The organism is Leminorella grimontii (assembly GCF_039789245.1).
GTDB classification, from domain to species: Bacteria; Pseudomonadota; Gammaproteobacteria; order Enterobacterales; family Enterobacteriaceae; genus Leminorella; species Leminorella grimontii.
Map to the genome: position 1 here is coordinate 4,238,968 of NZ_CP146357.1, position 24,152 is coordinate 4,263,119.

The following is a 24,152-nucleotide window of genomic DNA, read 5'->3' on the forward strand; positions in this document are numbered from 1 at the left end:
CCACTCACAGGGAGACCCAATGGCGGAATATAAGCCGATGATAAAAGCGCCAGGGAAACAGGGCGACATTATTTTCAGCGCGCTGGTTAAACTGGCTGCGCTGATTACGCTTTTACTGCTGGGCGGCATTATCGTTTCTCTGATTATCGCCTCCTGGCCCAGCATTCAGAAATTCGGCATCGGCTTTCTGTGGAGCAAGGAATGGGACGCTCCCGCCGATGAGTTCGGCGCGCTGGTGCCGATTTACGGCACGGTAGTCACCTCCGTTATCGCGCTGCTGATAGCCGTGCCCGTGAGCTTCGGCATCGCGCTGTTTTTGACCGAGCTTGCGCCCGGCTGGCTTAAGCGCCCGCTGGGGATTGCGATAGAGCTGCTGGCGGCGATCCCTAGCATCGTTTACGGCATGTGGGGGCTGTTTATTTTCGCGCCGCTGTTTGCCAAATATTTCCAGCAGCCGGTTAACGACGTGGTGGCGAATATCCCCATTATCGGCACGCTGTTCTCCGGCCCGGCCTTCGGCATCGGCATTCTGGCCGCCGGGGTGATCCTGGCCATCATGATTATTCCCTACATCGCTGCGGTGATGCGCGACGTGTTCGAGCAGACGCCGACGCTGTTGAAAGAGTCCGCGTACGGCATCGGCTGCACCACTTGGGAGGTTATCCGCCGCATCGTGCTGCCCTATACCAAAAACGGCGTGATTGGCGGCGTGATGCTGGGCCTCGGCCGGGCGCTGGGGGAAACCATGGCGGTGACCTTTATCATCGGCAACACCTACCAGCTCGACAGCTTCTCGCTGTTTATGCCGGGCAACAGCATTACCTCGGCGCTGGCCAACGAGTTCGCCGAAGCGGAGTCTGGGCTGCACACCGCCGCGCTGATGGAGCTGGGGCTGATTTTGTTTGTTATCACCTTTATCGTACTGTCGCTGTCCAAACTGATGATTTTACGTTTAAACAAGAATGAGGGGCGCTAGGATGAGCATCGTAAGATCTGAAGCCGCCACCCGCGAAGCGACCCGCCGCAACATGCAGGCGTGGCGCCGCCAGAAAAACCGCATGGCGCTGCTGGTGTCCATGCTGGCGATGGCCTTTGGCCTGTTCTGGCTCGTCTGGATCCTGTTTTCCACCTTCACCAAGGGCATCGACGGCATGTCGCTGGCGCTGTTTACCGAAATGACGCCGCCGCCCAATACCCAAGGCGGCGGGCTTGCCAACGCCCTAGCCGGCAGCGGCCTGCTTATCCTGTGGGCGACGGTTATCGGCACGCCGCTGGGCATTATGGCCGGTATCTATCTGGCGGAATACGGGCGTAAGTCCTGGTTTGCGTCGACGGTGCGCTTTATCAACGACATTCTGCTGTCCGCGCCTTCGATCGTGGTCGGGCTGTTTGTCTATATGCTGATTGTCACCCAGATGGAGCGCTTCTCCGGCTGGGCGGGCGTCATCGCGCTAGCGCTGCTGCAGGTGCCGATTGTGGTTCGCACCACCGAAAACATGCTGCGTCTGGTGCCGGACACCCTGCGCGAAGCCGCCTACGCGCTCGGCACGCCCAAGTGGAAGATTATCCTGTCGCTGACGCTGAAGGCGTCGACCTCAGGCATCATTACCGGCGTGCTGCTGGCGATTGCCCGCATCGCCGGCGAAACCGCGCCGCTGCTGTTTACCGCCCTGTCGAATCAGTTTTGGAGCCTTGACCTGTCGCACCCAATAGCCAACCTGCCGGTGACGATATTCAAGTTTGCCATGAGCCCCTTTGCCGAATGGCAACAGCTGGCCTGGGCCGGGGTACTGCTGATTACGCTGTGCGTACTGTTACTGAACATTCTGGCGCGCGTTGTTTTCGCCAAGAAGAAATAATTAAGAGAGGAAGTCATGACGCCAATGGGAAATGCTGCTGGTGAAAGCAAAATTCAGGTGCGCGATCTCAATTTTTACTACGGGAAGTTTCACGCTCTGAAGGATATCTCCCTCGACATCGCCAAAAATCAGGTGACGGCCTTTATCGGCCCGTCCGGCTGCGGCAAGTCCACGTTGCTGCGCACCTTTAACAAGATGTATCAGCTGTATCCGGAGCAAAACGCCACCGGGCAAATCCTGCTGGACGGCGAAGACATCCTGAACAACGGTCAGGACGTCGCGCTGCTGCGCGCCAAGGTGGGGATGGTGTTCCAAAAGCCGACGCCGTTCCCGATGTCGATTTACGACAACATTGCCTTCGGCGTACGCCTGTTTGAAAAGCTCTCCCGCGCCGAGATGGACGAACGCGTGCAGTGGGCGTTGACCAAGGCCGCCCTGTGGGATGAAACCAAAGACAAGCTGAACCAGAGCGGCTACAGCCTGTCCGGCGGTCAGCAGCAGCGCCTGTGTATCGCCCGCGGTATCGCTATTAAGCCGGAAGTGCTGCTGCTCGACGAACCCTGCTCGGCGCTGGATCCGATCTCCACCGGGCGCATCGAAGAGCTTATCAGCGAGCTGAAGTCGGACTACACGGTGGTGATCGTCACCCACAACATGCAGCAGGCCGCCCGCTGCTCGGACTATACGGCGTTTATGTACCTGGGCGAGCTTATCGAGTATTCCAATACCGACATGATGTTTACTACGCCGAGCAAGAAGCAGACTGAAGACTACATTACTGGCCGCTATGGTTGATTTTACACGCTATGTTTTGCGCCGCAGGCGCGAAGTATTCGGTGTAAATAAATGAGGAATAAACATGGAAAACCTGAACTTAGGCAAGCATATTTCCGGCCAGTTTAACGCCGAGCTGGAGCACATCCGCACGCAGGTGATGGTAATGGGCGGGCTGGTGGAGCAGCAGCTGACGGACGCCATCAACGCGATGCATCAGGCCGACGAGGCGCTGGCGCAGCGGGTGATCGACGACGACCACAAGGTCAACAAGATGGAGATCGAGATCGACGAGGCGTGCGTGCGCATCATCGCCAAGCGCCAGCCCACCGCCAGCGATCTTCGTCTGGTGATGGCGATCACTAAGACCGTCTCTGAGCTTGAGAGAATAGGCGACGTGGCGGATAAAATCTGCCGCATGGCGCTGGAGAAGTTCTCCCAACAGCACAAGACGCTGCTGGTGAACCTGGAGTCGCTCGGCCGCCACACCGTGCAGATGCTGCACGACGTGCTGGACGCCTTCGCCCGCATGGACATCGATGAAGCCGTTCGCATCTACCGGGAAGACAAAAAGGTCGATCTGGAGTACGAAGGCATCATCCGCCAGCTGATGACCTACATGATGGAAGACCCGCGCACCATTCCCAGCGTGCTGACCGCGCTGGCCTGCGCCCGCTCCATCGAGCGCATCGGCGACCGCTGCCAGAACATCTGCGAGTTTATTTTCTACTTCGTGAAGGGGCAGAACTTCCGCCACCTGAGCGGGGATGAAGTGGAGAGCATGCTGGCGAGGAAGTAGCGGGCATAGCAGAAGTGAAAGAGCCGCCGTAAATAATAAGCATCGGCGGCTTTTTTATGGGGTTCGCTAGTTGGCCGGCTGTTCGTCGAACTTTATCGATAGTAGCGACGCTTTGACCGAACTCTTATAGGTGCTCCACAGGTCAGCCGTGCAGTTAAACGCTACCAACACCATCTTGTCCTTATAGGACGTTACCAGCATCGCGTTGTGAATGTCGGTATCGATGGCTTTGGAAGTGAAGTGGATGAGCCAGGCCTTTCTATTGCCGTCGATAGTAACGCTCTCCGCCGCCGGATGATAGTTGCGCATGGCCTGAAGCATGTAGTCTTTATAGGTGTTTAGCTGCTCGGCCTTCAGCGGCGCTTTGCCCGCGCTTAGCGCAACGTTGACCTTCCCGCGCTCATCGGTAAAAACGACGGCGGGGCGGTTTTCAGACGGGTATTTCACCTTTTTCATCGCTTCGTCCATTGGGGTAAAGCCCTTGGGGACGTTGATAGAGATGCCCTGCGAGGGGATCCTTTGGTTTTCCATTTCAACCTGAGCAGCGGCCTGGAAGGAAAAAAACAGGCTAAGCGCGATACTAAACAGCCATTTCCACGTTTTGTTCATAGAGGGCTTCCTGTTTAATCGAGTGGCGGATGTAGATATTTTATTCTTTCCGGGGGTTTTATTCACCTTGCCTTATTTGTTGTTTTGTCGCGTTTGACCTCTCTTTTTTATCGTGAGCTGACGGCTGTTTGTATTGATGTATGATGTACAGTTATTGGATCGATGTGCTGTTATCATACAAAGTAGTAGTGAGAGTGACGTATTGCTGGCTCCAGACTGGAAAAATTAAATTTAGACGTGGGAAGTAAACATATATGGTTGAAAAGGTAAATAATTTCCCCGTGGGGGATTTTTCTTTCCAGAATAGCGTTTTGGACGATTTCCGATATTCGTCAGGTTCTCTTGAGTTATTTATAAGTAACGATGATGGTGACGTTAATTCTAAGCTGAGGGTGCTATTTGATTGGGTTCATTCTTTTCGGCTAACGGATGAAGGGGACTTATTAAAAATGCTGTCAGAACACAACGGCCATCTGACGACCGGTATTCATTTGATTGAAAACTCTCGCTATTTGGCATGGTTTAATGAAGAGAGTGCCAATGTTATCTGATTGCGACTTCAAATGACGTTATTGACGTGCTTTCTTCCGAAAGACCGTTGGTATCGTCGGTTTTTGATTGAAAAACATCGTTACGGCCTAATTATCCAATTCAAAAAACCACTCAATAAAAACATTAAAATCCTTCCATTGAGGCTTCAGTTCATCATTTAAAAAGTCAGTTAGCTTTTTGCCAAGGCTGATAAATACCACTTCTCCGGTTGTTCTATTGTAAAAATAGCCGCCTTCGCCTTCAAAGCTGTCTAATGGGATATATTCTTTCGGCATCTTTAACACATTGTGCGTCATTTCTAAATTTAATTGATAGTTGGAATTAATGATAAACCAGCAGATTTGATAGATTTCCTGTTTTCTACTGTAAAAAGTAGCGCCATCTTCAATATGTAAATAGAATTTAGCAAAGTCGGAAGTAAGATCAACGTTTATAGAGAGTAGGGCATCGCAGTATTCTTGGCTAACGTTATCGTACCACCAGCCGCGAGATTGGCTCATTGATTTTATTTTTTCGGATAGCATGATTTATTATCCATTTTTTATTGTTTTATATTATTTCTCTAATATTTTTCATGTAAATGATTTTTTTTGCTCGGTTACTTACTTGAATTATTCCCTCTTTGGTAACCTTTAAATCACCAAAGTGATGGGAGTAAGTGATAGGATTAGGTATGTCATTAATAATGCGTTCTCTTTTAATTTCATTTTCATTTTCCAATGCCACTAAATCAATATTGAAAGCATCTAAAGTGATTTGGCATTCGAGGTGACATGATAAACTACCACCTGTTATACGTTTTTTAGCATAAAACCACTTATTAATATAATTATTTTCTCTGAATAATCCTATTCCTTCTAAAATTTTGGCCTTAGGAAGCTGAAAGTCATCATTAATTGTTTTAAGACCCTCTTCAATAAAATGGATATAAAAGTCATTTATTTTTTTACGATCCCCAGTTTCTAAAATGGCCTTGTAGCTTTCTAAATTAAATTTTAGGCGAGTTACTAAAGATTGACAACTGTTTATATAAGGAGCGTATTCGACTTCTTTGAATCCTTTAATGCCAAATTGATTATACCCTTCAGTTTTTATCTTAAATGAATATATGAATCGTTCTAAAAATGAACATAAAGAGCGTGATTTTAGATAGAATGCGTATCCTTCTTCATTAGAAAACTGATCTGTTCTTCTTTCTAAATCTAAGACAATAAATTTAAAGATCATTTTTTAATTTCTCTCTGTGTATATCAGAAAATAGGCATCGGGATTTATATCCATAATCCTAAAGGAGAATGCTAGATGATTGGAGTATGATATTTCCTTATAATTCATCTTATTTCATTCATCCATAATGATTCTTTTTGTGTTCTGAAAAAATTAGGAGAAGTAAAATCAACACCATTCTTTATTGAATATGAAAGTAATAATTCATAAGTAACTCTATCCGAAATTTTTCTGTGGCTATAATGCTCTTTTTGTTCAAACCATAAAGGCGCGCCTATCTCGTAAAATTCCCATTTGCTTTCCTTCATCACTCTAATCAGACGCACTGTATTTCCAGCTTCTACAAAGCTCATCTCCATTAAGGGGGGTTCACCTTGGTGTATCCTGAAAAGAAGGTAGTTTGATTTATTCTGCCTACTAATGCAGTAAAGCAAAGAATTCCATCCATCAGATAAATTTGATGTGAAAATTAATTTGTTATCATTATCGCATAGATAATAAAACACCCCCGTTGATAGTTCTTTCCCACCTTTTTGGATTGGTAACTTTACGTTTTTAATGAAGTCTAAATGATGAGAGGGTTCACTTGGCCAGTTAAATCCATGTTGAATGGTATTTATTATCTGCAACATGTCGCTATTTATAATGGCAAATACTAATGTATTATCATTTGATAGTGAAGTATTCATCAGGCATATTCCTTATAAACCCAAAGAAGCATTCTAAATCAGAAGGCCCTTCGTTTCCAAAATCTTCTGGTATCACTTTATCGCCACTCTGAGCCTACAAAATCAGATAACGGGATCGGCTGGCGACATCGTTAATCAACTGTCGCTCAAAAGAGATCTTTTCATAGCTACAATCTCAACTTAAATTTATTCGCTACTTTCTATCACCGTTTGCTCCAGTGCGGATTTCACCACACTGACGTTTCACTCTCCAGCAAGTGCCATTTTTCTCCAATAAAAATGACAGGGGATATTGTTGAAGCATTTTTAGAAACTTTCCTTTTTTTGATGAATACCCAGCAGCAACCCAGTGTTGGGATAATTCACTTACGGACAACCAGTCGCTAGCGGCATTCGGCCATATGTTTAGAATGCAATTTTCCTCAACGGTTAAGGCGATAATTTCTTTAATTTTCGGTCTTTCTTTCATGAAAAACTGACTACAGGCAAACCTGAAGGCAGGAGAAGAACGACTGTCGCCAATACCAATAACGTCAGAACCGGATTCTTTTAGTCGAATGATTAAGCGCACAAAATCACTGTCGCTGGTCACTAAGACAAACGTTTTGAACTGGCCGGAATACATCAAATCCATGGCGTCTATTGTTAGCGTAATATCAGAGGAGTTTTTACCTGATACAAAAGACGGTTGGTGTACCGGATTGATGCCATAATTGACCACGGCTTCTTGCCATTTATTCAGGTTGCATTTGGTCCAGTCCGCATAGGCTCTGATAATGTGGCTGCATTGAAGTTTTTCCATAAGCGCCATAACGTCCGGCATAACGCTACTACTGATATTTTCAGCATCAATAAGCACGGCGACGTTGTTCCTGCTTTTCATTCATGTTTCCCAGGGAATATATCGAGTTGAATATGATAGGGATATGGAGGAAGTATGCTGGCTAAAAGTCTCAATAATCCTTATTTTCCTTTTTGAGAGTGAAAATAAATGACGTTACTTTATCTACTATTTTGCGAGACGTCTCCAGACTCTAAATTCCCTTTATTGCTGCGGGCCATAGGCCGCTGTATCGTCGTACTGAGCCTGCAAAATCAGGTTACGGGATTGGCATCCTGAAAACTTCATCGGCGATATTAAGCGCATCAGCGTTTTTTTGTATCGCGCGTCCGGTTCTGGAAACGATATACTGTCGTTTCTCTATGGTGGGCTGGACGGAGGCGCCGTTAGGTGCGCCGGTACCCGATGAGGCCGGTAATGCCAACTCTGTCCAGTTCCGCCACCTATGAAATTGGCATTTCCGGTGGTGGTTATATTAACGACTCATCGGAGGCTGCCTTATGGCTACAACCCTAACCCAAGTTCACCCGTTACTCACACTCTCTATTGACCCCAACGCGGACTTCACCGTTCTGGCCGACTATTGTGAACGGTTCGCCGAGGCTCAGGCTGAATTCAACTTTCCGGGGCTGCGCTCCGCGTTTTGCGAGCGGCTTACCGCCTGCCTCGCGTGTCTTAGGGCCACGCAGAACGACCCGATCCCGCCTCATTTGGAATCCCTGTTTATTACTAACGCTCATCCCCTCGTTTCTCCACGCTTCGAGCCCGATACGGAACAGCTGTGCGGCTACTGTATGGCGCTGTCTCAAACCCTCATCGAGCAGGAGCTTCCTGCCGACGTAGAACAAACCCTGTCAGACCTGCTGTTTGGGCTGGTCAGCTACCTCACGGCGGAACTCAAAGCCCCGCGCTGGGTGCGTACGCTCAGCGGGATCGTTCCCGTCAAGGGGGATTCGCTATGAACCAACAGGACTGGCATTCCGCCGACGTAATCGCGGCGCTGAAAAAGCGCGGCACCTCGCTTGCCGCCGTCTCACGCGAAGCGGGGCTGGCATCCTCTACGCTGGCTAACGCCCTGATGCGCCGCTGGCCGAAGGGGGAAAGGTTGATTGCCACAGCGCTGGGCGTTGCGCCGGAGGAGATTTGGCCTTCTCGGTATTGCGGTAGGTAGGGTGTTTTTTAAGAGAGGCTTCCCGCGCCGTTATCCATAATGGCGCGGGTATCTCGACAAGTAATTTACTGCTTCTCACCCGATTTGCGGCATGGTCAAAACTGAATTGATATACGCGGTGCTGAATAGACAACAGAACAGCAAAGCACTTAATGTAATTCTCGTTTCAGTAAATATGATTAATACTATTACGGCTTTATAGCCAAGGTATTCGCCAAGAGGGAAAGCGCATGAGTAAAAAGAGATGGATTTCTATTGTTATTATTTTCTTTTGGGGAAGTATCGCCAACGCCGAAAATAGTAAAGAAAATAAGAAATATGCTTATCCATTTATCAGTGCCTGTGTTTCTAGCAACGCAGAGGTATTTGATAAATGTGGTTTAATCAGTCGAGATGGAAAAACTGTCACACCGGCAAAGTATAACGTTATAGATAAATATCCGGATATTTGGTTAGCATTAAAAGAAAATGGTGATACCGATGTGCTGGATCCCGACGGGAATGTTGTTGGCACCATTTCTGGTACGCCCCAAGTCCCTCCTCGTGGATCGATAATTAAAATTGCTGATAATCTTCTCTTTTCTGCAAAAGCCCATGCACTTTATGACTACCGTGGTACGTTAATTCATGCACTGAAGTCCTCTGAAAATTATTCGGATTATGGTGTGTCTGATGGAATGATAAGTGCGTTGAGGATCACCGATAGTGGTGTAAAAAGGGGATATATGGATATCCATACCGGGACATGGATTCTGGAACCGATTTATTCATCTATAAGCGAATTTAAACAAGGGTATGCAAGCGTTTCTGTAAAAAAAGAAGGGGAGTTTTATTCGACTATCATCGATAAGAAAGGTAAAGAACTTTTTCCCTTCTCTTTGGACACAAGCTTCCACTGGATTTCAAATAACAGATGGATAAAGAGCTATGACTCTTCAGGAATGAGAGGGCTTGTCGATATTCTCAATGAGAAGGGTGAAGTTTTGCTCTCACAGGTGACGGTTGAACCTTATTCGTTTTCTGAACATGCAGTTATCGTACAAAAGCAACAAAATGCAGGCTGTTATGTAGTCAAACTCCCGTCAATGGAAGAACAGCGTATTTCTGAACGCTGTCGTCTCAGTAAATTTAGCGATGGCGTTATCTGGATTAAGCGCTTTACAGGAGAAGAAAAAAATTCAGAGTGGGCGTTATTTGATGAGTATGGTAAAGAGCTATTCAGGATGAATTATCGCAATGTTTCTGCATTCCATAATGGTTTCGCCGTTGTTGTTGATAATAATGAAAAGTGGGGCGTTATTGATAAAAAAGGCGAAACGGTTATTCCGTTTGAATATAGCAAAATTGGTACTCCGTGGCGTTCGTTTAGACAGCCAATATATGAAGGCGTTTGGCGTGTAAGAAAAAATGGTGTTAAGGGAGATATGTATATAGATAATAACAATCATGTTATTGCAACGCTCACAAGGGATAATATTTCTCAGGAAGGCCCGTGTAGTCAATATAATCCCATGACTCTGTTAAAAAACGAGCAGGGAAAAATCCTCTGGCAGGAGGATCTTGAAGAAACCTGTAAGGCTGTTAATAGCTATAAACAAAGCCGTTCGGATGCATCGATACGGTAAAAAAATAAAAATCCCGCGCCTGAGCATATGGCCAATGGCGCGGGTATTACGATGATTTAGCTACGTGTTAATTCAATAAAAAACAAAATACTACTCCCCCTCCATCGCCCTCTGCAACTCCCCCATCACCGCCGGCGTCTTCAAACTAAACCCCAGCAGCGCCAGGTCGTCGACCACCAGCAGGCGATGCTTTTGCCCGGCGGGCGTGTGCTTAATACCGGGAAGCTGCCAGATTTTCTCTTCGCCGCCCAGGCTTTGGAAGCTGGTGGTAGTGATAAGCAGCAGGTCGGGCGCGGCGGCCACCACGCCTTCCTGAGACAGCGGCCGGTAGCGGTTAAACCCCTGCATGGCGTTCTGGCCGCCCGCCTGCGTAATAATGGCCTCGGCGGCGGTGTTCTGCCCCGCCGCCATCGGCTCTCCGCCGCCGTAGTTCATCACAAACAGCACCTTGGTCGGCAGCGACTTTTTCGGCAAAGCCGCTAGCTGGCGGTTGAAGTCGGCGATAAGCTTCTCGCCCTCCTGCTTTTTATCCAACGCGTCGGCGACGACGGCGATCTTCTTCGTTACCGTCTCCAGCGACGGCGTGCCGGGCACGCTGACGATGTTAACGCCGGCGTTTTTCACCTGTTCCAGCGCCAGCGCAGGCTGAGAAAGCTCGCTGGCAAGTATTAGCGTCGGGCGCAGGGAGAGCAGCCCTTCAGCGTTAAGCTGGCGCATGTAGCCGACGTCCGGCAGGCTCTGGGCGGCTTTGGGCGTCAGGCTGGTCGAGTCGCGCCCGACCAGTGCGCCCTGCGCGTTCAGGGCGTAGACGATTTCCGTCACGTCGCCGCCAACGCTGATGACCCGCTGTTCGGCGGCAAAGGCCGCCGCGCTGAACAGGGCGCCGAAAGCCAGCGCCGTTTTTACTAAAGCTTTCTTCATGAAGACTCTCTTATTTATGTAGGCCCCTTTATGCAAGCATCGCGCTTTACGCAAACACCATGGGCTGTTGAAGCAGCGTATCGAGCTGCGTTCTCCACTGGGACTGTTCTGGCTTCCCTTCCGTACGCTGGCCGTAAAGCTGGGCGATTTGCGTACCGTCGGCGGCGAACAGCTCAAGGCTGGTGACGACGCCGTCTTTGGTCGGCTTGCGGGTTATCCAGCTTTCGACGATGTCGTCTTCAATCAGGTGCAGCACGAACTCGCGGTTGAAAATGTTCAGCCACCTGCCGTGGGGAACGACCCGTTCGATTTTGCCGGTAAAGATTTGCACGCAGCCGCGGTTGCCGACGAACACCATGATGTCGTTGGCGTCGCGCTTGGCCATGTCCAGCAGCTGGCGCAGGGACTGATTGTCGACGCGCCGGGCCAAGTCGTTGTCTACTGCCGCAAAGGCCTGCTGGCGCGTGACGTTATGCTTGCGCAGCAGGGTGAAAAACTGGTGGACGTCGGTCATCTCGCGCCATTCGCGGTCAATGGCCAGCTCGTCGATTTTCTGCGCTTTTTCCGATTTGGCCGGTTCCGCCGTCAGCAGCGTCAGGGCAGGGTTGTCGTCCTGTAAGAACGTATCGATGACTTTTTGCCACGCCGACGCGTCGGTGTTTTCCGTCATGTAGACCTTGTGCAGCGCGTCGCCGTACTCGTCGAAAAACTGAATGCTGCGGCGTTCGCCCCGCGCCGTTTGTTCCGTCAGGGTGAAGGCGAAGCGCCAGTGGTTGAGAAACAGGCGCAGATCCAGCGCATACGGGTTCAGGATAAGCCCGGCGTGGCCGCTGAGGTGCTGATTGGCGTAGGTTCCCACCTGCTCGTGCACCGCATATTCGTTGCGGGTGATGGCCTTGGTTTCACCGACGCTTTCAAGCGCCGCCAGCAGCGCTCTAACGTCGTCGCCGTTCAGGCGTCGGGCATCGTGGCCCACGCGCGCGTGGGTCAGTTCCGCTTCGCTGACCGAAAGTCGCTTTGCCAGATCTCTGGCGAACTCCTCCGGATGCTGCTGCTTGGCCTGTAGATAGCGATCGTATAAAGAGATTGTCATCTTTGGTTTCCCGTATGCGGTTGGTTAAACGCGGGCCACGCTTTTTATTATTAGCGCGGCCCGATACTGCTTAGAACTGATAGCTGGCGAACAGCTTCACGTTGCGGCCGTCCTGCAACACGCCGCCAGGCGTGTAGTACTCTTTATCAAAGGCGTTGGAGATCACCACGCTGGTCGTTAGCTTGTCTTTAAATACGTCCGGCTTATAGCTGACGTAGAAGTCGTGGGTGGCGTAGCCGCTTTGCGGCGTCGGCGCGTCCTTGATGCGATCGGCGAAGACGCCTATCCAGCCCACGGCGGCGTTGGTGTTGCCCAGCGGGACGTTAAGCTTGGTCGATACGGTGTCCGGGCTTACGGTTGAAAGCCACTCGCCGGTGTCTTCGTTTTTCCCGCTGGTGCGGTTGTAGGCGACGCTCATGTCGAAGTAGTGGGTCTGGTAGTCCATCATTACGTCCCAGCCCCAGATCTTGGCGCGGGGGATGTTGACCGAGGTGGTTTCGCACGGCGAGCAGATAACGCCGACGCCCGGCCTGTAGCCCACGGACATATTGACCTTGGTATCGATGTAGTCTTCCGCCTTGGTGTTGAAGTAGCTGGCCTTAAACTTCAGGTCGTCGTCAGCCATCAGCAGGTTGTCAAACCGCAGGCCAAAGCCCGCTTCGGTAGTGGCGTTGGTTTCCGGCTTCAGGTTGGGGTTCGGCTTCCAGTAGTTGTTCATGTTCGGCCCCATGCTGAAGTGCAGGGAGTCGTTATACATCTCGCCCATGGTCGGCGCGCGGAACGCCTCGGAGTAGGAGGCGAACAGGCTCAGCCAGTGGGTCGGGAAGACGCTCATCGCCACCTTCGGCGACCACTGGTCGGCGTCGATATCGCTATAGCCGCTGCTTTCGGCCTTGTAGTTGTCATAGCGCACGCCGGCGATAAACGACACGGGCAGGTCGCGCAGCGTTAGCTCGTCCTGCAGCCAGCCGGAGGCGAACTTGATTTCTGCATCGGGGTAGCTGGTGGTTGCGCCGCTGGGATTTTGCTTCTGCTTGTAGGTTTCCGCGCCGTAGGTCAGCTGGCTGGGTATGGCGCTTTGCTGGAACAGGCGGGAGCGGTTTTCCACCTTGATCCCTTCGGTTGTTTGCTTGCGATCTTCCCGGCGGCTGCCGTCCGGCGACGAGTCGATATTGGTCTCTGAGTAATAAACGCGGGTGGTGGCGTTCAGCCAGTCCATATCGGACGGGTTGATGCGATAAACCAGCTGGGCGTCTTTACTTTCCGTGGTGCGGTCGGTCATCACGTCGGTGGTGGTGGTGCCCGGCTTGGCGTTTTGCGGGTTCTTCGGCTCTCTGGCGTCGTTGTTGTAGTAGCGCAGGTTGCCCGTCAGCGACTGGGCGTCGGTAATGTACCAGGTGCCTTTGGCCAGGAAGGAGCCGATATTTTCATCGTTAGGGGCAGTTTCGCCGTTGCTTAGCCTGAGGTTTCCCTTGTCGCGGAAGTTGGCGGAGAAGAGGCCGTCCAGGCTGTCGGTTCGCCCAAAGGCGGTGACGCCCATCGCCTGGCTGTGGTCCAGCGTCGCGCCGGAGCCGAACAGGCGCACGCCGCCCTGCTCGCCGTCGCGAAGCAGGTCTTTGGCGTCGACGGTGTCAAAGGCAATGACGCCGCCCAGCGCGCCGCTGCCGTATAGCTGGGCGGACGGGCCGCGAACCACCTCAACGCGCTTTATCAGCGCCGGATCGAGGAATATGCCGTTCAGGTGGCCGGTATCGGTGCCCTGACGCACCCCGTCGACCAGCGTCAGGATGCCGCGCTTGTCGTAGCCGCGCATGGTGATGTCCTGCCCGTTGCTGCGGCCGATGCCGGACAGGGTAATGCCGGGGATGGATTTCACCAGATCGGCCGCGCTGTTGGCGGCCAGATTTTCCGGCGCGGCGGGGTTGACGACGGTGACCATCATCGGCGCCTCAAAGGCGTTGCGATCGTTACCCGTCGCGACGACGGTCATTACGTCGTCGCCGGACGTCGCGTTTTGTGATTCGGCGTTAGCCACAAGCGGCAACGCGCAGGCAATGGTAATGCATAAGGGCGATAGGCGAAGCATAGCTGCAACACTCCATGAAAGTTATCAATGAAACGAAAGCGGCTGGCTGCCTTGACGCGGGGTCTGGGTGGCTGGCTGAAAGAAATCCGTCTACGACGCGCTGTCATCGCATGCAAACGGCAGTTTTTTACTTGGTTAAAATTAGTTTTCCCGTCTTGGTGATGCGCAGCTGGTACTGCTGGTTCTGATGCTCGATCAGCAGGATGCCGCTTTCACCAAGGAGCTCCCGGCTGCTTATTTGAGCGGGCTTTGTTGATTGCTCAGCGCAAAGGCTCGGTTCTGACTGCGCGAGGGATGGTAAGTTTGTCGATGCCATAGTGTTAATGATAACTAATTGCAAATTGATAATAAGTATCATTTAAAAAATACACATCAACAAGTCTTTCTTTATCTTTAAGGCGGGAATTTAAGAAATGTGGCTGTTTTTAATCGGATAAAATCTGATAGCCCGATCTTTTATCCGGATAAAAATTATTTACGTTATTAATCACATGGTCATTAGCGTTTGTCAGTGATTTGGTTCCCCTGGCGTTAACCATAGAGGGAACCTTCACTTGTTAAACCGAGAAAAAACTACAGCTTTCCGGCGCTCCCGCAGATAGAGATTTTTTCCTCAACCACTTTGCGCATCGCCACCTTCCCCGGCGCCATATAGTGCCGGGGATCGTTGGCTTCGGGGTTCTCTTTAAAGTAGCCTTTAACCGCGTCGGCAAAGGCGATTTTCAGCTCGGTGGCGACGTTGACTTTGCACACGCCTAACCCTATCGCTTCGCGCACTATCTTCTCCGGCAGGCCGGACGCGCCGTGCAGCACCAGCGGGATGTCTACCCGGCGTCGGATCTGCTCCAGCCGGGGAAAGTCCAGCTTCGGCTCGCCTTTATACAGGCCGTGGGCGGAGCCGATGGCCACCGCCAGCGAGTCGATGCCGGTGCGCTTGGCAAACTCAGCGGCGGCGTCGGGGTCGGTGAAGGCGCCGTGCTTTTCGTCCACCGTCAGGTCGTCCTCCTGACCGACCAGCTGACCCAGCTCGGCCTCGACGCTGATGCCGTAGCGGTGGCACAGCTGGGCGACGCGGCTGACGGTGGCGACGTTTTCCTCAAACGGCAGGTGCGAGCCGTCGATCATCACCGAGCGCACGCCCGCCTCGACCTTTCGTTCAATGTCCGGCAGCGCTTCATGGTGATCCAGATGCAGCGCGAAGGGCAGGCGGTGCTGGCGGGCCGCCGACTGGCAGATGGCGACCAGATAGTCGATGCCCGCGTAGGTGAAGGTGCCGGGCGTACCGGCGAGGATCACCGGCGACGACATTGCCGCCGCCGTTTCGACCACTACCTGCACCGTTTCAAGGTTGTGAACGTTGAAGGCGGGCACCGCGTAGCCGCAGCGCTGCGCCTTTTTGAGCATTTCATGACTGGGAATAAGGTACATAAGCCTTTAAACCTCAACAAACCACCGTATCCCAGCAGGCAGACGCACCGGGCGTCAGGCCGTCAGGACGGTGATGTTCTGTTTCTGAAATGCAGCCTTGTCCCGCTCGCTGATGCCTTCGTCGGTAATAATCGTGTCCAGTTTGTCGATGGGCAGCACTTGATTAAAGCCGCTGCGGCCAAACTTGGACGCGTCGATAACCGCGATCACTCTGTGCGCTCGGCCGGCCATGACGCCGCTGATGGCGTAGCCGTCGTTGAAGGTGGTAATGCCCTTCTCGGCGTCGATGCCGTCCGCGCCGACGAACATCAGGTCGGCGGCAATCCCGTTGAGGGACTGCTCGGTAATGCTTCCGTGCATCGAACGCGTCTTGTGGCGCAGCGTGCCGCCGCAGACGAACAGCGTGATCTCTTTATTTTCTGACAGGGCGAAAGCGGCCGGCAGATTGTTGGTAATGACGGTGATATTGTCGATTTTCACCAGCTCCTGGGCGAGCAGCATGGTGGTGCTGCCGCTGTCCAGAATGACGGTGTCGCCCGGCTTAACGAACGATGCGGCCAGAATGGCGATGCGCTTTTTCGGCTCCATTGCCTGCTGATAGCGCTCCTCCAGCATCAGTTCATTGGGAAGGGCCGTCGTCTGTACAGGCTCGTCGGCGGTTTTGGAGGCGCCGCCGTGAAAGCGCGTCAAAAGCCCCTTTTTTTCCAGCTGTCGCAGATCGGAACGTATCGTGACTTCGGAAATTTCAAAAGTATTCGAAAGCTGTGTAACGAACACTTTCCCCGAGGCGTTGACCATATCAACGATTTTATTTCTTCTTTCAAAAGAATTCATAAGGCAGACTCATAGAATAATATTTTCGATTAATGGAGAAAAGATAACCAAAATACGTTCTATTGTCATGTCATTACCAACGGCGTACCGGTAGGCTGCGGTGTTATTCGTTGATTTTCATCAACAGTTTTCCATTCATCGGTTTTCCTTTCAGCGCCATTATTTTCTCAGCGAAGCCTTCCGGATTTTCGATATTGGCGATAAGCGGCTGCAAATCGATGCGCTTTTGGGTAAACAGCTCCGCCGCCAGCCGCCATTCCTCTCCCGGCCACGGCGCGGAGTAGTTCATCCAGCTTCCCAAGATGCTGAGCTCCTTGCGCAAAATCAGGCCGAAGGCAGTCTGCGACAGCGTGAGGTCCTGATGCAGCGTACCCACCAGGGCGACCTGCGCCCTCGGCCCGGCGACGTTGAGCGCCAGCTCGACGGTCTGAGGCGTGCCCGCCGTTTCCAGCAGCAGCTGATTGAAGCGCCTGTCGAGGCTGCTTTCCCGAATCTGCTCGGCCGACTCGCTCTTAGAGTTATAGACGTGCGAGGCCCCCAGTCGCAGCGCCAGGTCGAGCTTGTCGTCGTTGATGTCGATGGCGGTGACGGAGGCCGCGCCCATGGCGTTGGCGCACTGCAGCGCCAGCAGGCCGATGGTGCCCGCGCCGATAATCGTGACGTGCTTGTCTTTACATCCGCCCGCCAGCAGCAGGGCGTGCAGGCCGACGGTGATGGGTTCGAAAAAGGCGCCCTGCAAAAGCGACACGTTGTCAGGCAGGAGGAACACGTTGTTTTTATTGACGACGATGTACTCCGCGTTCCCGCCGTGCTGCCTTGAGCCGACGAAGTTGTAGCGTTTGCAAAGCGAGTAATAGCCTCGCTCACACTCGTCGCACTGAAAGCAGGGAAGTAAGGGGACGCAGGCCACCGGAGAGCCCGGCTTTACGTGATTAACCCCAGATCCCGCCTCCACCACGTGCCCGCTGAACTCGTGGCCCAGCGTAATCGGGTAAAAGTGCGCGCCGCCGTGAAAAATGCGCGGCAGGTCCGAGCCGCATACGCCGGAGTAGGCGATTCGAATAAGCACGTCGTCAGGGGACGTCAGCGCGGGCGTTGGCCGATTTTCGACGTAGGCCTGCCCGTCGCTGCCTATAGATACAGCTTTCATGTTACCTCCAAATGAAAGGGGAGCGGAGTCGCTCCCCCAAGAGAGCGCTAGCTTTGCTCTGCGGCCTGTACCTGAACGTTGGCCGGGCTTTCCGCCTGTGCGGCGAATCGCTTCGCCCTACGCCAGGTCAGGAAGATGCCGATGCCGTACAGCGCGCCGATGGCGACCAGGCCAATCACGTTTTCCAACGTTAATGCCTGTACCAGCAGATAGGTGATGGGAGAGCCGCCCTGATCCATTGAGGCGACCAGGCTGCCGTCGCCGGTCAGAGAACCGGCGTTGGCGGCGAGCTGGGTGTGCAGACCGATGGTTTGCGTAGCTATCCACAGCGTGATGGACATAATGATGACGCCGGAAATCAGGGTGCGGAACAGGTTGCCCTGATGGACGGCGACCGCCATCGCGACAAAGAAGCCGATAGTCGCCAGGTCGCCGAACGGCAGCACCTGGTTGCCCGGCGTGACTACCGCAATCAGAATGGTCAGCGGAATAAAGATCAGGCTGGCGGAGACCACCGACGTGTGGCCGAGCAGCAGCGCCGGGTCTAACCCTATCAGGAAGTCCTGCCCGCCGAACTTGGCCTGCAGGCGGCTGCGCGCCTGTTTGGCAATCGGCGTTAGGCCGTCCATGATGGGCTTGATAACGCGAGGCATCAGCAGCATGACGGCTGCGGTTTTTACCGCCAGCTGCAGCACCGCTTTTATCTCGTAGCCGGCAAGCAGGCCGATGACCAGCCCCATCACAAAGCCGATGGTGACCGGCTCGCCGAACGCGCCAAAACGCTTTTGCACATCGTCGGCGCTGAAGTGGATGCGGTTAAGGCCGGGAATTTTTTCAATCACGGTGTCAACCAACACCGCAATTGGCCCCAGATAGGCGGAAGTGCCGTGCGGAATGGCGATGCCGTCGAGGCCGAAGAAGTCCCGCGTGTCTTTGGCAAACCAGTCCCCCAGCTTGTAGACGAAGGCGGCGTGGACCACGACGCCGACGATGGCCAGCGCATAAGAGCCGGTAGCGATGTGCACCAGCGCGCCGGTAAAGGTCATGTGCCAGATGTTCCAGATGTCGACGTTGACCACGCGGGTCATGCGCGTCATCAGCATCACCAGGTTAACCACGATAGCGACAGGAATGGCGATAAGCGCAATTTGAGACGCCCAGGTCATCGGTGAAGAGCCAGGCCAGCCGATGTCGACCACCTTCAGGTTGATGTCGAACGCCTCCGCCATCGCCTTTGCGGCAGGGCCGATGGAGTCCAGCATCAGGCCAATTACCAGCCCGATGCCCACAAAGCCGATGCCGATGTGGATGCCTGATTTAAAGGCGTCTCCCGGCTTCATCTTCAACAGCAGCGAGAAAAGGATGACGACGATGGGCAGCATAACCGTCGGGCCCAGGTCGAGCACGTAACGCATGATTTCTGTAAACATAGGTTACCCCTTCAGAATGCCCAGAATTTTCTCTTTCAGCGCGTCCATACCGACGCCGGAAACGAAAGGCATGCCGTGGACCAGAGGAATATCGCCGAAAGTCTGGGTCACTTTGGCGGTGGTGCAGATCATGTCCACATCGTCCTTATAGGTGTCGATTTCGTTGACCCGGCACTGAATGATTTCCAGATTGATGTTGTGGGCTTCACAGAGTTCTTTAATCTCTTCCGCCGCCAGCGTTGAGGTAGCGACAGCGCCGCCACAGGCGACGATAACTTTTCGTTTCACGGTTAAACCTCTTGTTATTGTGTTGTAGGGATGACTTAGCCTTGGAATAGAATGTAAACGACGATCAATGAAGCACCGCCTGAGAAAACAGCGTTGCCATGTCGTCTTCCGGCGCGGCCAGCAAGGCGTCCAGAAACGCGCTGTCCTGAAGCGCGCCGAACAGCCTTCTTAAAAGCGCCAGCTGCCTGTCCGGGTGGGTCACGACCAGAGCGATAATCAGCCTGGCCGGCACCGTACCGTCGTCATCCGCCTGATAAAAAGAGACCGGCTTATCGGGGCGGATAAGGTAGATAGCCGGCTCGTTTGCGTGGGTTGCTTCACAGTGAGGGATGGCGACCGCGTGCTGTTCCAGCGCGATGCCGGTCGGGTAGGTCGCTTCTCTCTCTAATAATGCTGACGGGTAGCTCGCTTTCACTACGCCCGCGTTAAGCAGCGTTTCGCCGATGTGGTGAAGCGCGTCGATATCGTCAGCAAACTTGATTCCGGTACGAATTAAAATCTTGCTTTGTTGCATGGGGTTATTCTCCACAGCCGTACGCATAGGCGCGCAGAACGTCCTGAATTTTGTCCATCACCAGATTTTCAGGCGTCAGGCGCAGCTTGTTTTCCATCACCCGTTCAAACTGCTGGGCGAAGTATTGGCTCACTAATCCTAAGGGAATGCGGACGTTTTGTAGATTGGCCATCAGCGTATCGACGCTTTGATTGATGCGCTGGTGAGGCCAGTAATAGCGAATGCGGTCCGACAGGCTGAAGTGGATATCCAGCAGAGAGTGGCTGAAGACGTCGCTGTAGTATTTTTTCCAGTAGCCCGGCTCGTCGAGCATTACCGAGTCGATAACTTCCAGCACCCGGCTGCTTTTTTCCGGCGCTATCAGCGCCTTTTCGATATGGGCCAGCGAGAAGATGGCTTCGCGCAGCGCGAAGGTGAGCGCCGGGCCGACCTTCAGAATGGCGAAGTGGTCGTTGACCAGGCTGCGGTAGCTGGCTTTGGTCTGGTAGTCGGTAGAGTGCGCTTCATACACCAGCGGCGTTGATTCGATAAAGTCGGACAGCGCCTTGGCCTTTTCGGGTTGATAAAGAATAACCTGCGAGTGGTCGAATTCGACGCCCGGTTGAACGACGACGGCGACGATGCGAGAGATAGCGTCATCCAATCCCAGCGCGCGAAACGCCTTTTGGTGTGATTCGATGGTGTAAGCGGCGTCTTTTTGCGTCGTAACGTGGATTTCGTTAATGGCCGACGCCTCACCGCCGGGAACCGGGACCTCGGTGCCGATAACATAGGTCAGCTGCCGCTTTTGCTCTTCGGTCGCAGCCTCTTCCGCCGCTTTACACAGGCGAGCCGCGCGAGAAGCGACTTCGTCCGGATCCAGCGGAACGGCGTCACCCGCGCAGGACATCGAAGCATCAAGGTGGATTTTGCTAAAGCCGGCCTTAACGTAGTCGGCGACCAGCGTCTGCGCCTTTTGCATTGCGACTTCAGCCGGTTCGTTCTGCCAGCAGTTTGGCCCCAGGTGGTCGCCGCCCAGAATAATGCGATCGTGGGGGAATCCCAACCGGTCGGCAATGGCGTAAACAAACAGGCGAAAATCCTTGGGCGTCATGCCCGTATAGCCGCCGAACTGATTGACCTGATTGGAGGTCGCTTCAATCAGTACTTTTCGGTTGGTATTCAAATCGAAGTGCAGCGCGGCTTCAATGACGCGAGGGTGAGCGGAGCACACTGAACAAATCCCCTGCGCGCCGTGCTGTTTGTGCTGTTTGACGATCTCTTTCATTTTTCATTCACTTCTTCGTCTGATGATGAAAGCATAATCGTAATGAATCGAAAGTTGTTCAAGCTGTGAGTTTTCGAATTGTGATCTAAATCGAATAAAATGAAAGTTGCGGTTAATATTCGAAAGTTATTTGGCGTGTTGAAGCTGATTATCGAAAGAATCGAAAGTTTGAGCGCCAAGAGTACGGCAGAAAAAGGTGGGAAAGTTCGTGAGTTATAACCAAAAAGAATATCAAAGCCGTTTATGTTATTTCACTTCTCGTTTCGCCTGCGATTAACTCATCATCAACGGCTTCGTCAACAATAACTATTTCTTTAGGATGGCAAACATGGCTCTCAAACTTCGCGCTTTATCATTCGCACTGGCCGCTGGGCTGGCAGGCGTCGCCGGCATCGCTCAGGCGGACCAGCTCGACGACATTCAAAAAGCAGGCGTTATCAACATTGCGGTATTCGACAGCAACCCGCCGTTTGGCTACGTTGATGCCAAGAGCAAGCAAATCGTGGGTTATGACGTCGATATCGCCAACGCCATCGGCAAGGCGCTGGGCGTGAAGGTTGAGCTGAAGGCCACCAACCCGGCTAACCGCATCCCGCTGCTGGCCTCCAAGAAGGTGGATCTTATCGCTGCCAACTTCACCATTACCCCGCAGCGTGCCAAAGAGGTTGATTTCAGCGTGCCCTACTTCGCCACCGGGCAGAAGTTCATCGCCCGTAAAGGCGTGCTGAAGCAGCCTGACGACATCGCCAAGCTTCGCATTGGCGCCGACAAGGGCACCGTTCAGGAAATCACCCTGCGCGACAAGTACCCGACGGCGAAAGTGATCTCTTATGACGATACCCCGGTCGCCTTTACCGCGCTGCGCAACGGCAACGTCCAGGCCATTACTCAGGACGACGCCAAGCTGGTAGGCCTGCTGGCCAACCTGCCGGACGCCGTAAAAGCCGACTTCGAGATTTCTCCGTTTAGCATCACCAAAGAGTATCAGGGCGTCGGCGTGACCAAAGGCGAAACCCGCCTGACTGAAGCGGTCAACAAAGTGCTGCTGGATCTGGAAAAAGACGGCCAAGCGGTGAAAATCTACGACCGCTGGTTCGGCCCCGAAACCAAATCCGCCATGCCCCGCGGCGACTTCAAGTTCGGCCCAGTAGAACCGGATCCGTCGAAGGGTTGATAAGAAAGGGACTCAAGGCGAGTCCCTCAGATTACGGATAAAGCGCTTTTGGATGAGTTTCGGAGTCAAACGGCGGGAGAGGCCTCCGTTGGGGTCGACTTGGCGTAAGCCAACGAAGCGCCCGTAGGAGGGCTAGGCCCGCCGCACGCCCAATGCTAATAGAGGCGCCCTCCCGGCCGAGCATAATGGCGATATAAGCACAATGTACTTTCGGCCGGAATATCCGCTGAAGCCGATTAGAATAGTTAATTAACAACCAAGAGGGACTCACAACGAGTCCCCTTTTGAGCTTCTGGCCCCGGCCAAATGCCCCTGCGGACAATAAAAAATGACCGAAAAAATAACCCAATGGCTAATGGTCCCCCAGTATCTGGGCTGGCTGTGGGACGGATTCCTGCTGACGCTCGGGCTGTCTGCGGTATCTATCGTTGCAGCGACGCTCCTGGGCGCCATCGTCGCCGGCGCGCGCGACAGCCGCCTTGCGTTGCTGCGCCTGCCCTCCGTGGCCTTCTGCACGCTGTTTCGCAACACGCCCCTGCTGGTACAGCTGTTCTTCTGGTACTTCGGCGTCGGCAAGCTGCTGCCGGAGGGCGTTATCCCTTGGCTGAATACGCCGCACGAGGCGACGCTTTTTGGCGTGACCGTCGCGTGGCCTTCGTTTGAATTCATTTCCGCCGTCTTCGGCCTGACGGTCTACTTTTCTGCGTTTATCGCCGAAGAGATCCGCTCCGGCATCCGCGGCGTGGCGGCCGGTCAGAAAAACGCCGCGCTGGCGCTTGGGCTCACCGGCTGGCAGTCCATGCGCTTTGTGATTTTGCCTCAGGCGATAAAAATCGCCTTTCCCCCGCTGCTCGGCCAGTACATGAACATCGTCAAAAGCACGTCGCTGGCGATGGCAATAGGCGTGGCGGAGCTGTCCTACGCGTCGCGTCAGGTGGAAACGGAAACCCTGCGGGCGTTTCAGGCCTTTGGCGTGGCGACGGTGCTGTATATCGTTACTATCGCCCTGATGGAAGCGTGGGGCATGTGGTATGAACATCGCCTGTTGGCGAAGGGGAGGCGTTAGGGATGGATTTCTCAGTGATTTATGACAATCTGGACTACCTGCTGTGGGGCGCCTACCCGGACGGCCCGCTGGGCGGTGCGGCGCTTACGCTGATTATCAGCCTGATAGCGGGCGTCGCGTCGGCCGTGCTGGGCGTCATCTTCGGCGTGTGGCTTGCGATGTTTCGCGGCTGGATTGGCGGGCTGTTGGCCGCCGTTTTAGGCTTTTTTCGCGCCATTCCCGTCATTATGCTGATCTTTTGGGCCTACTTCATGCTGCCGATGCTGTTTGGCGTCGATATCCCGGCCATTACGTCGGTGATTTGCGCCCTGGCGCTGATTTCAGCCGCCTATCTGGCTCACGGCGTCAAAGCGGGCATTATCGCCATCGGCGCCGGGCAGTGGCAGGCGGGGCTTTCTCTCGGGTTTAACCGCTGGCAGGTGCTGTGGCACATCGTTTTGCCTCAGGCGCTGCGCATGATGGTGCCTTCGTTTATCAACCAGTGGATATCGCTGATAAAGGACACCTCGCTGGCCTACGTGGTCGGCGTCGGCGAACTGACGTTCCTCGCTACGCAGGTCAATAACCGCAGCATGGTTTATCCGACGGAGGTGTTCTTGTTTATCGCGCTGGTCTACTTCCTGTTTTGCCTGACGCTCGACGTCGTCGCCAACGCGCTCAGCAGGCGCTACGCCGTCGCAGGCAAGGGAGCGGCGCGCTCCCGTTCGCTTTGGCGGTTTCTGCTGCCGATAAAGACCGGCGCCAGAGCGCTGTAG

28 protein-coding genes are annotated in these 24,152 nt (G+C 53.4%); 12 read left to right on the plus strand and 16 right to left on the minus strand.

The window, feature by feature from the left end; translation table 11 throughout:
* Window positions 1–19: 19 nt before the first annotated feature.
* From pstC to phoU, 4 genes are all read left to right on the plus strand, one after another.
* Window positions 20–976, plus strand: a complete 957-nt coding sequence (pstC, locus tag V8L73_RS19325) for a phosphate ABC transporter permease PstC (protein WP_027273868.1) — start codon at window positions 20–22, stop codon at window positions 974–976.
* 1 nt (window position 977) lies between these two features.
* Window positions 978–1,859: a phosphate ABC transporter permease PstA gene (gene pstA / locus V8L73_RS19330; RefSeq protein ID WP_347253769.1), complete on the plus strand. Its 882-nt coding sequence runs from the start codon at window positions 978–980 to the stop codon at window positions 1,857–1,859.
* Window positions 1,860–1,883: 24 nt separating this feature from the next.
* On the plus strand, window positions 1,884–2,654 hold the full coding sequence (gene pstB, locus V8L73_RS19335) for a phosphate ABC transporter ATP-binding protein PstB (protein WP_347254837.1): 771 nt from the start codon (window positions 1,884–1,886) through the stop codon (window positions 2,652–2,654).
* A 64-nt stretch (window positions 2,655–2,718) separates the two neighbouring features.
* Window positions 2,719–3,432 carry a phosphate signaling complex protein PhoU gene (gene phoU, locus V8L73_RS19340; protein ID WP_027273865.1) on the plus strand — a complete coding sequence of 238 codons (714 nt, stop codon included), beginning with the start codon at window positions 2,719–2,721 and terminating at the stop codon, window positions 3,430–3,432.
* Window positions 3,433–3,498: 66 nt separating this feature from the next.
* Here phoU and V8L73_RS19345 read toward each other — a convergent pair whose 3' ends face one another.
* Window positions 3,499–3,963: a hypothetical protein gene (locus V8L73_RS19345; RefSeq protein WP_347254838.1), complete on the minus strand. Its 465-nt coding sequence runs from the start codon at window positions 3,961–3,963 to the stop codon at window positions 3,499–3,501.
* A 332-nt stretch (window positions 3,964–4,295) separates the two neighbouring features.
* Here V8L73_RS19345 and V8L73_RS19350 point away from each other — a divergent pair, with 332 nt between their 5' ends.
* Entirely contained in the window at window positions 4,296–4,592 is a 297-nt protein-coding gene (locus V8L73_RS19350) for a hypothetical protein (protein ID WP_347253770.1), read from the plus strand.
* Between the two features lie 87 nt (window positions 4,593–4,679).
* Here the strand turns inward: V8L73_RS19350 and V8L73_RS19355 are convergent, their stop codons facing one another.
* From V8L73_RS19355 to V8L73_RS19370, 4 genes are all read right to left on the minus strand, one after another.
* On the minus strand, window positions 4,680–5,117 hold the full coding sequence (locus V8L73_RS19355; protein WP_347253771.1) for a hypothetical protein: 438 nt from the start codon (window positions 5,115–5,117) through the stop codon (window positions 4,680–4,682).
* Window positions 5,118–5,142: 25 nt separating this feature from the next.
* The gene (locus V8L73_RS19360) at window positions 5,143–5,820 is read right to left on the minus strand and encodes a hypothetical protein (protein WP_347253772.1); all 678 of its coding nucleotides are present in this window, start codon (window positions 5,818–5,820) and stop codon (window positions 5,143–5,145) included.
* Window positions 5,821–5,924: 104 nt separating this feature from the next.
* Window positions 5,925–6,509: a hypothetical protein gene (locus V8L73_RS19365; protein ID WP_347253773.1), complete on the minus strand. Its 585-nt coding sequence runs from the start codon at window positions 6,507–6,509 to the stop codon at window positions 5,925–5,927.
* A 193-nt stretch (window positions 6,510–6,702) separates the two neighbouring features.
* Entirely contained in the window at window positions 6,703–7,392 is a 690-nt protein-coding gene (locus tag V8L73_RS19370; RefSeq protein WP_347253774.1) for an NYN domain-containing protein, read from the minus strand.
* Window positions 7,393–7,625: 233 nt separating this feature from the next.
* Between V8L73_RS19370 and V8L73_RS19945 the strand changes: the two genes are divergently transcribed.
* From V8L73_RS19945 to V8L73_RS19385, 4 genes are all read left to right on the plus strand, one after another.
* A complete protein-coding gene (locus V8L73_RS19945; protein WP_422655631.1) occupies window positions 7,626–7,799 on the plus strand; it encodes a hypothetical protein in 174 nt (57 codons plus the stop codon).
* 51 nt (window positions 7,800–7,850) lie between these two features.
* Complete coding sequence (locus V8L73_RS19375) at window positions 7,851–8,312, plus strand: hypothetical protein (protein ID WP_347253775.1); 462 nt, start codon at window positions 7,851–7,853, stop codon at window positions 8,310–8,312.
* The gene (gene xreR2, locus V8L73_RS19380; protein WP_347253776.1) at window positions 8,309–8,521 is read left to right on the plus strand and encodes a cell morphology transcriptional regulator XreR2; all 213 of its coding nucleotides are present in this window, start codon (window positions 8,309–8,311) and stop codon (window positions 8,519–8,521) included. The genes V8L73_RS19375 and xreR2 overlap by 4 nt, the downstream gene beginning before the upstream one ends.
* Window positions 8,522–8,751: 230 nt before the next feature.
* Window positions 8,752–10,146 (plus strand): WG repeat-containing protein, encoded by a 1,395-nt coding sequence (locus tag V8L73_RS19385; RefSeq protein ID WP_347253777.1) that lies wholly within the window; start codon window positions 8,752–8,754, stop codon window positions 10,144–10,146.
* 90 nt (window positions 10,147–10,236) lie between these two features.
* On the opposite strand, the gene V8L73_RS19390 is transcribed toward V8L73_RS19385, so the two are convergent.
* From V8L73_RS19390 to gatZ, 11 genes are all read right to left on the minus strand, one after another.
* On the minus strand, window positions 10,237–11,067 hold the full coding sequence (locus V8L73_RS19390; protein WP_347253778.1) for a hemin ABC transporter substrate-binding protein: 831 nt from the start codon (window positions 11,065–11,067) through the stop codon (window positions 10,237–10,239).
* A gap of 46 nt (window positions 11,068–11,113) precedes the next feature.
* Window positions 11,114–12,160, minus strand: a complete 1,047-nt coding sequence (locus V8L73_RS19395; protein WP_347253779.1) for a hemin-degrading factor — start codon at window positions 12,158–12,160, stop codon at window positions 11,114–11,116.
* A 70-nt stretch (window positions 12,161–12,230) separates the two neighbouring features.
* Window positions 12,231–14,246 (minus strand): TonB-dependent hemoglobin/transferrin/lactoferrin family receptor, encoded by a 2,016-nt coding sequence (locus V8L73_RS19400; protein ID WP_027273857.1) that lies wholly within the window; start codon window positions 14,244–14,246, stop codon window positions 12,231–12,233.
* 127 nt (window positions 14,247–14,373) lie between these two features.
* Window positions 14,374–14,604, minus strand: coding sequence for a hemin uptake protein HemP (gene hemP, locus V8L73_RS19405; protein ID WP_347253780.1), 231 nt, complete (start codon window positions 14,602–14,604; stop codon window positions 14,374–14,376).
* A 215-nt stretch (window positions 14,605–14,819) separates the two neighbouring features.
* The gene (locus V8L73_RS19410) at window positions 14,820–15,674 is read right to left on the minus strand and encodes a tagatose bisphosphate family class II aldolase (RefSeq protein WP_347253781.1); all 855 of its coding nucleotides are present in this window, start codon (window positions 15,672–15,674) and stop codon (window positions 14,820–14,822) included.
* A gap of 54 nt (window positions 15,675–15,728) precedes the next feature.
* Complete coding sequence (locus V8L73_RS19415) at window positions 15,729–16,508, minus strand: DeoR/GlpR family DNA-binding transcription regulator (protein ID WP_347253782.1); 780 nt, start codon at window positions 16,506–16,508, stop codon at window positions 15,729–15,731.
* A 103-nt stretch (window positions 16,509–16,611) separates the two neighbouring features.
* Window positions 16,612–17,658, minus strand: a complete 1,047-nt coding sequence (gene gatD, locus V8L73_RS19420; protein WP_347253783.1) for a galactitol-1-phosphate 5-dehydrogenase — start codon at window positions 17,656–17,658, stop codon at window positions 16,612–16,614.
* 47 nt (window positions 17,659–17,705) lie between these two features.
* A complete protein-coding gene (locus tag V8L73_RS19425) occupies window positions 17,706–19,088 on the minus strand; it encodes a PTS galactitol transporter subunit IIC (RefSeq protein ID WP_347253784.1) in 1,383 nt (460 codons plus the stop codon).
* A 3-nt stretch (window positions 19,089–19,091) separates the two neighbouring features.
* Window positions 19,092–19,376 carry a PTS galactitol transporter subunit IIB gene (gatB, locus tag V8L73_RS19430; RefSeq protein ID WP_027273851.1) on the minus strand — a complete coding sequence of 95 codons (285 nt, stop codon included), beginning with the start codon at window positions 19,374–19,376 and terminating at the stop codon, window positions 19,092–19,094.
* 64 nt (window positions 19,377–19,440) lie between these two features.
* Window positions 19,441–19,890 carry a PTS galactitol transporter subunit IIA gene (gene gatA, locus V8L73_RS19435; RefSeq protein ID WP_347253785.1) on the minus strand — a complete coding sequence of 150 codons (450 nt, stop codon included), beginning with the start codon at window positions 19,888–19,890 and terminating at the stop codon, window positions 19,441–19,443.
* Window positions 19,891–19,894: 4 nt separating this feature from the next.
* Entirely contained in the window at window positions 19,895–21,157 is a 1,263-nt protein-coding gene (gene gatZ / locus V8L73_RS19440) for a tagatose-bisphosphate aldolase subunit GatZ (protein ID WP_261832781.1), read from the minus strand.
* A 328-nt stretch (window positions 21,158–21,485) separates the two neighbouring features.
* Here gatZ and V8L73_RS19445 point away from each other — a divergent pair, with 328 nt between their 5' ends.
* The 3 genes from V8L73_RS19445 to V8L73_RS19455 all read left to right on the plus strand — a co-directional run bounded on the left by V8L73_RS19445 (window position 21,486) and on the right by V8L73_RS19455 (window position 24,152).
* The gene (locus V8L73_RS19445) at window positions 21,486–22,331 is read left to right on the plus strand and encodes an ABC transporter substrate-binding protein (protein WP_261832782.1); all 846 of its coding nucleotides are present in this window, start codon (window positions 21,486–21,488) and stop codon (window positions 22,329–22,331) included.
* 328 nt (window positions 22,332–22,659) lie between these two features.
* Entirely contained in the window at window positions 22,660–23,397 is a 738-nt protein-coding gene (locus V8L73_RS19450; protein ID WP_347253786.1) for an amino acid ABC transporter permease, read from the plus strand.
* Window positions 23,398–23,399: 2 nt separating this feature from the next.
* On the plus strand, window positions 23,400–24,152 hold the full coding sequence (locus tag V8L73_RS19455; RefSeq protein ID WP_027273846.1) for an amino acid ABC transporter permease: 753 nt from the start codon (window positions 23,400–23,402) through the stop codon (window positions 24,150–24,152).

What these genes read in the sequence shown, in the direction of transcription:
- pstC (WP_027273868.1), top strand. Translation starts at nt 20, where the DNA reads ATGGCGGAATATAAGCCGATGATAAAAGCGCCAGGGAAACAGGGCGAC.
- pstA (WP_347253769.1), top strand. Translation starts at nt 978, where the DNA reads ATGAGCATCGTAAGATCTGAAGCCGCCACCCGCGAAGCGACCCGCCGC.
- pstB (WP_347254837.1), top strand. Translation starts at nt 1,884, where the DNA reads ATGGGAAATGCTGCTGGTGAAAGCAAAATTCAGGTGCGCGATCTCAAT.
- phoU (WP_027273865.1), top strand. Translation starts at nt 2,719, where the DNA reads ATGGAAAACCTGAACTTAGGCAAGCATATTTCCGGCCAGTTTAACGCC.
- V8L73_RS19345 (WP_347254838.1), bottom strand. Translation starts at nt 3,963, where the DNA reads ATGGAAAACCAAAGGATCCCCTCGCAGGGCATCTCTATCAACGTCCCC.
- V8L73_RS19350 (WP_347253770.1), top strand. Translation starts at nt 4,296, where the DNA reads ATGGTTGAAAAGGTAAATAATTTCCCCGTGGGGGATTTTTCTTTCCAG.
- V8L73_RS19355 (WP_347253771.1), bottom strand. Translation starts at nt 5,117, where the DNA reads ATGCTATCCGAAAAAATAAAATCAATGAGCCAATCTCGCGGCTGGTGG.
- V8L73_RS19360 (WP_347253772.1), bottom strand. Translation starts at nt 5,820, where the DNA reads ATGATCTTTAAATTTATTGTCTTAGATTTAGAAAGAAGAACAGATCAG.
- V8L73_RS19365 (WP_347253773.1), bottom strand. Translation starts at nt 6,509, where the DNA reads ATGAATACTTCACTATCAAATGATAATACATTAGTATTTGCCATTATA.
- V8L73_RS19370 (WP_347253774.1), bottom strand. Translation starts at nt 7,392, where the DNA reads ATGAAAAGCAGGAACAACGTCGCCGTGCTTATTGATGCTGAAAATATC.
- V8L73_RS19375 (WP_347253775.1), top strand. Translation starts at nt 7,851, where the DNA reads ATGGCTACAACCCTAACCCAAGTTCACCCGTTACTCACACTCTCTATT.
- xreR2 (WP_347253776.1), top strand. Translation starts at nt 8,309, where the DNA reads ATGAACCAACAGGACTGGCATTCCGCCGACGTAATCGCGGCGCTGAAA.
- V8L73_RS19385 (WP_347253777.1), top strand. Translation starts at nt 8,752, where the DNA reads ATGAGTAAAAAGAGATGGATTTCTATTGTTATTATTTTCTTTTGGGGA.
- V8L73_RS19390 (WP_347253778.1), bottom strand. Translation starts at nt 11,067, where the DNA reads ATGAAGAAAGCTTTAGTAAAAACGGCGCTGGCTTTCGGCGCCCTGTTC.
- V8L73_RS19395 (WP_347253779.1), bottom strand. Translation starts at nt 12,160, where the DNA reads ATGACAATCTCTTTATACGATCGCTATCTACAGGCCAAGCAGCAGCAT.
- V8L73_RS19400 (WP_027273857.1), bottom strand. Translation starts at nt 14,246, where the DNA reads ATGCTTCGCCTATCGCCCTTATGCATTACCATTGCCTGCGCGTTGCCG.
- hemP (WP_347253780.1), bottom strand. Translation starts at nt 14,604, where the DNA reads ATGATACTTATTATCAATTTGCAATTAGTTATCATTAACACTATGGCA.
- V8L73_RS19410 (WP_347253781.1), bottom strand. Translation starts at nt 15,674, where the DNA reads ATGTACCTTATTCCCAGTCATGAAATGCTCAAAAAGGCGCAGCGCTGC.
- V8L73_RS19415 (WP_347253782.1), bottom strand. Translation starts at nt 16,508, where the DNA reads ATGAATTCTTTTGAAAGAAGAAATAAAATCGTTGATATGGTCAACGCC.
- gatD (WP_347253783.1), bottom strand. Translation starts at nt 17,658, where the DNA reads ATGAAAGCTGTATCTATAGGCAGCGACGGGCAGGCCTACGTCGAAAAT.
- V8L73_RS19425 (WP_347253784.1), bottom strand. Translation starts at nt 19,088, where the DNA reads ATGTTTACAGAAATCATGCGTTACGTGCTCGACCTGGGCCCGACGGTT.
- gatA (WP_347253785.1), bottom strand. Translation starts at nt 19,890, where the DNA reads ATGCAACAAAGCAAGATTTTAATTCGTACCGGAATCAAGTTTGCTGAC.
- gatZ (WP_261832781.1), bottom strand. Translation starts at nt 21,157, where the DNA reads ATGAAAGAGATCGTCAAACAGCACAAACAGCACGGCGCGCAGGGGATT.
- V8L73_RS19445 (WP_261832782.1), top strand. Translation starts at nt 21,486, where the DNA reads ATGGCTCTCAAACTTCGCGCTTTATCATTCGCACTGGCCGCTGGGCTG.
- V8L73_RS19450 (WP_347253786.1), top strand. Translation starts at nt 22,660, where the DNA reads ATGACCGAAAAAATAACCCAATGGCTAATGGTCCCCCAGTATCTGGGC.
- V8L73_RS19455 (WP_027273846.1), top strand. Translation starts at nt 23,400, where the DNA reads ATGGATTTCTCAGTGATTTATGACAATCTGGACTACCTGCTGTGGGGC.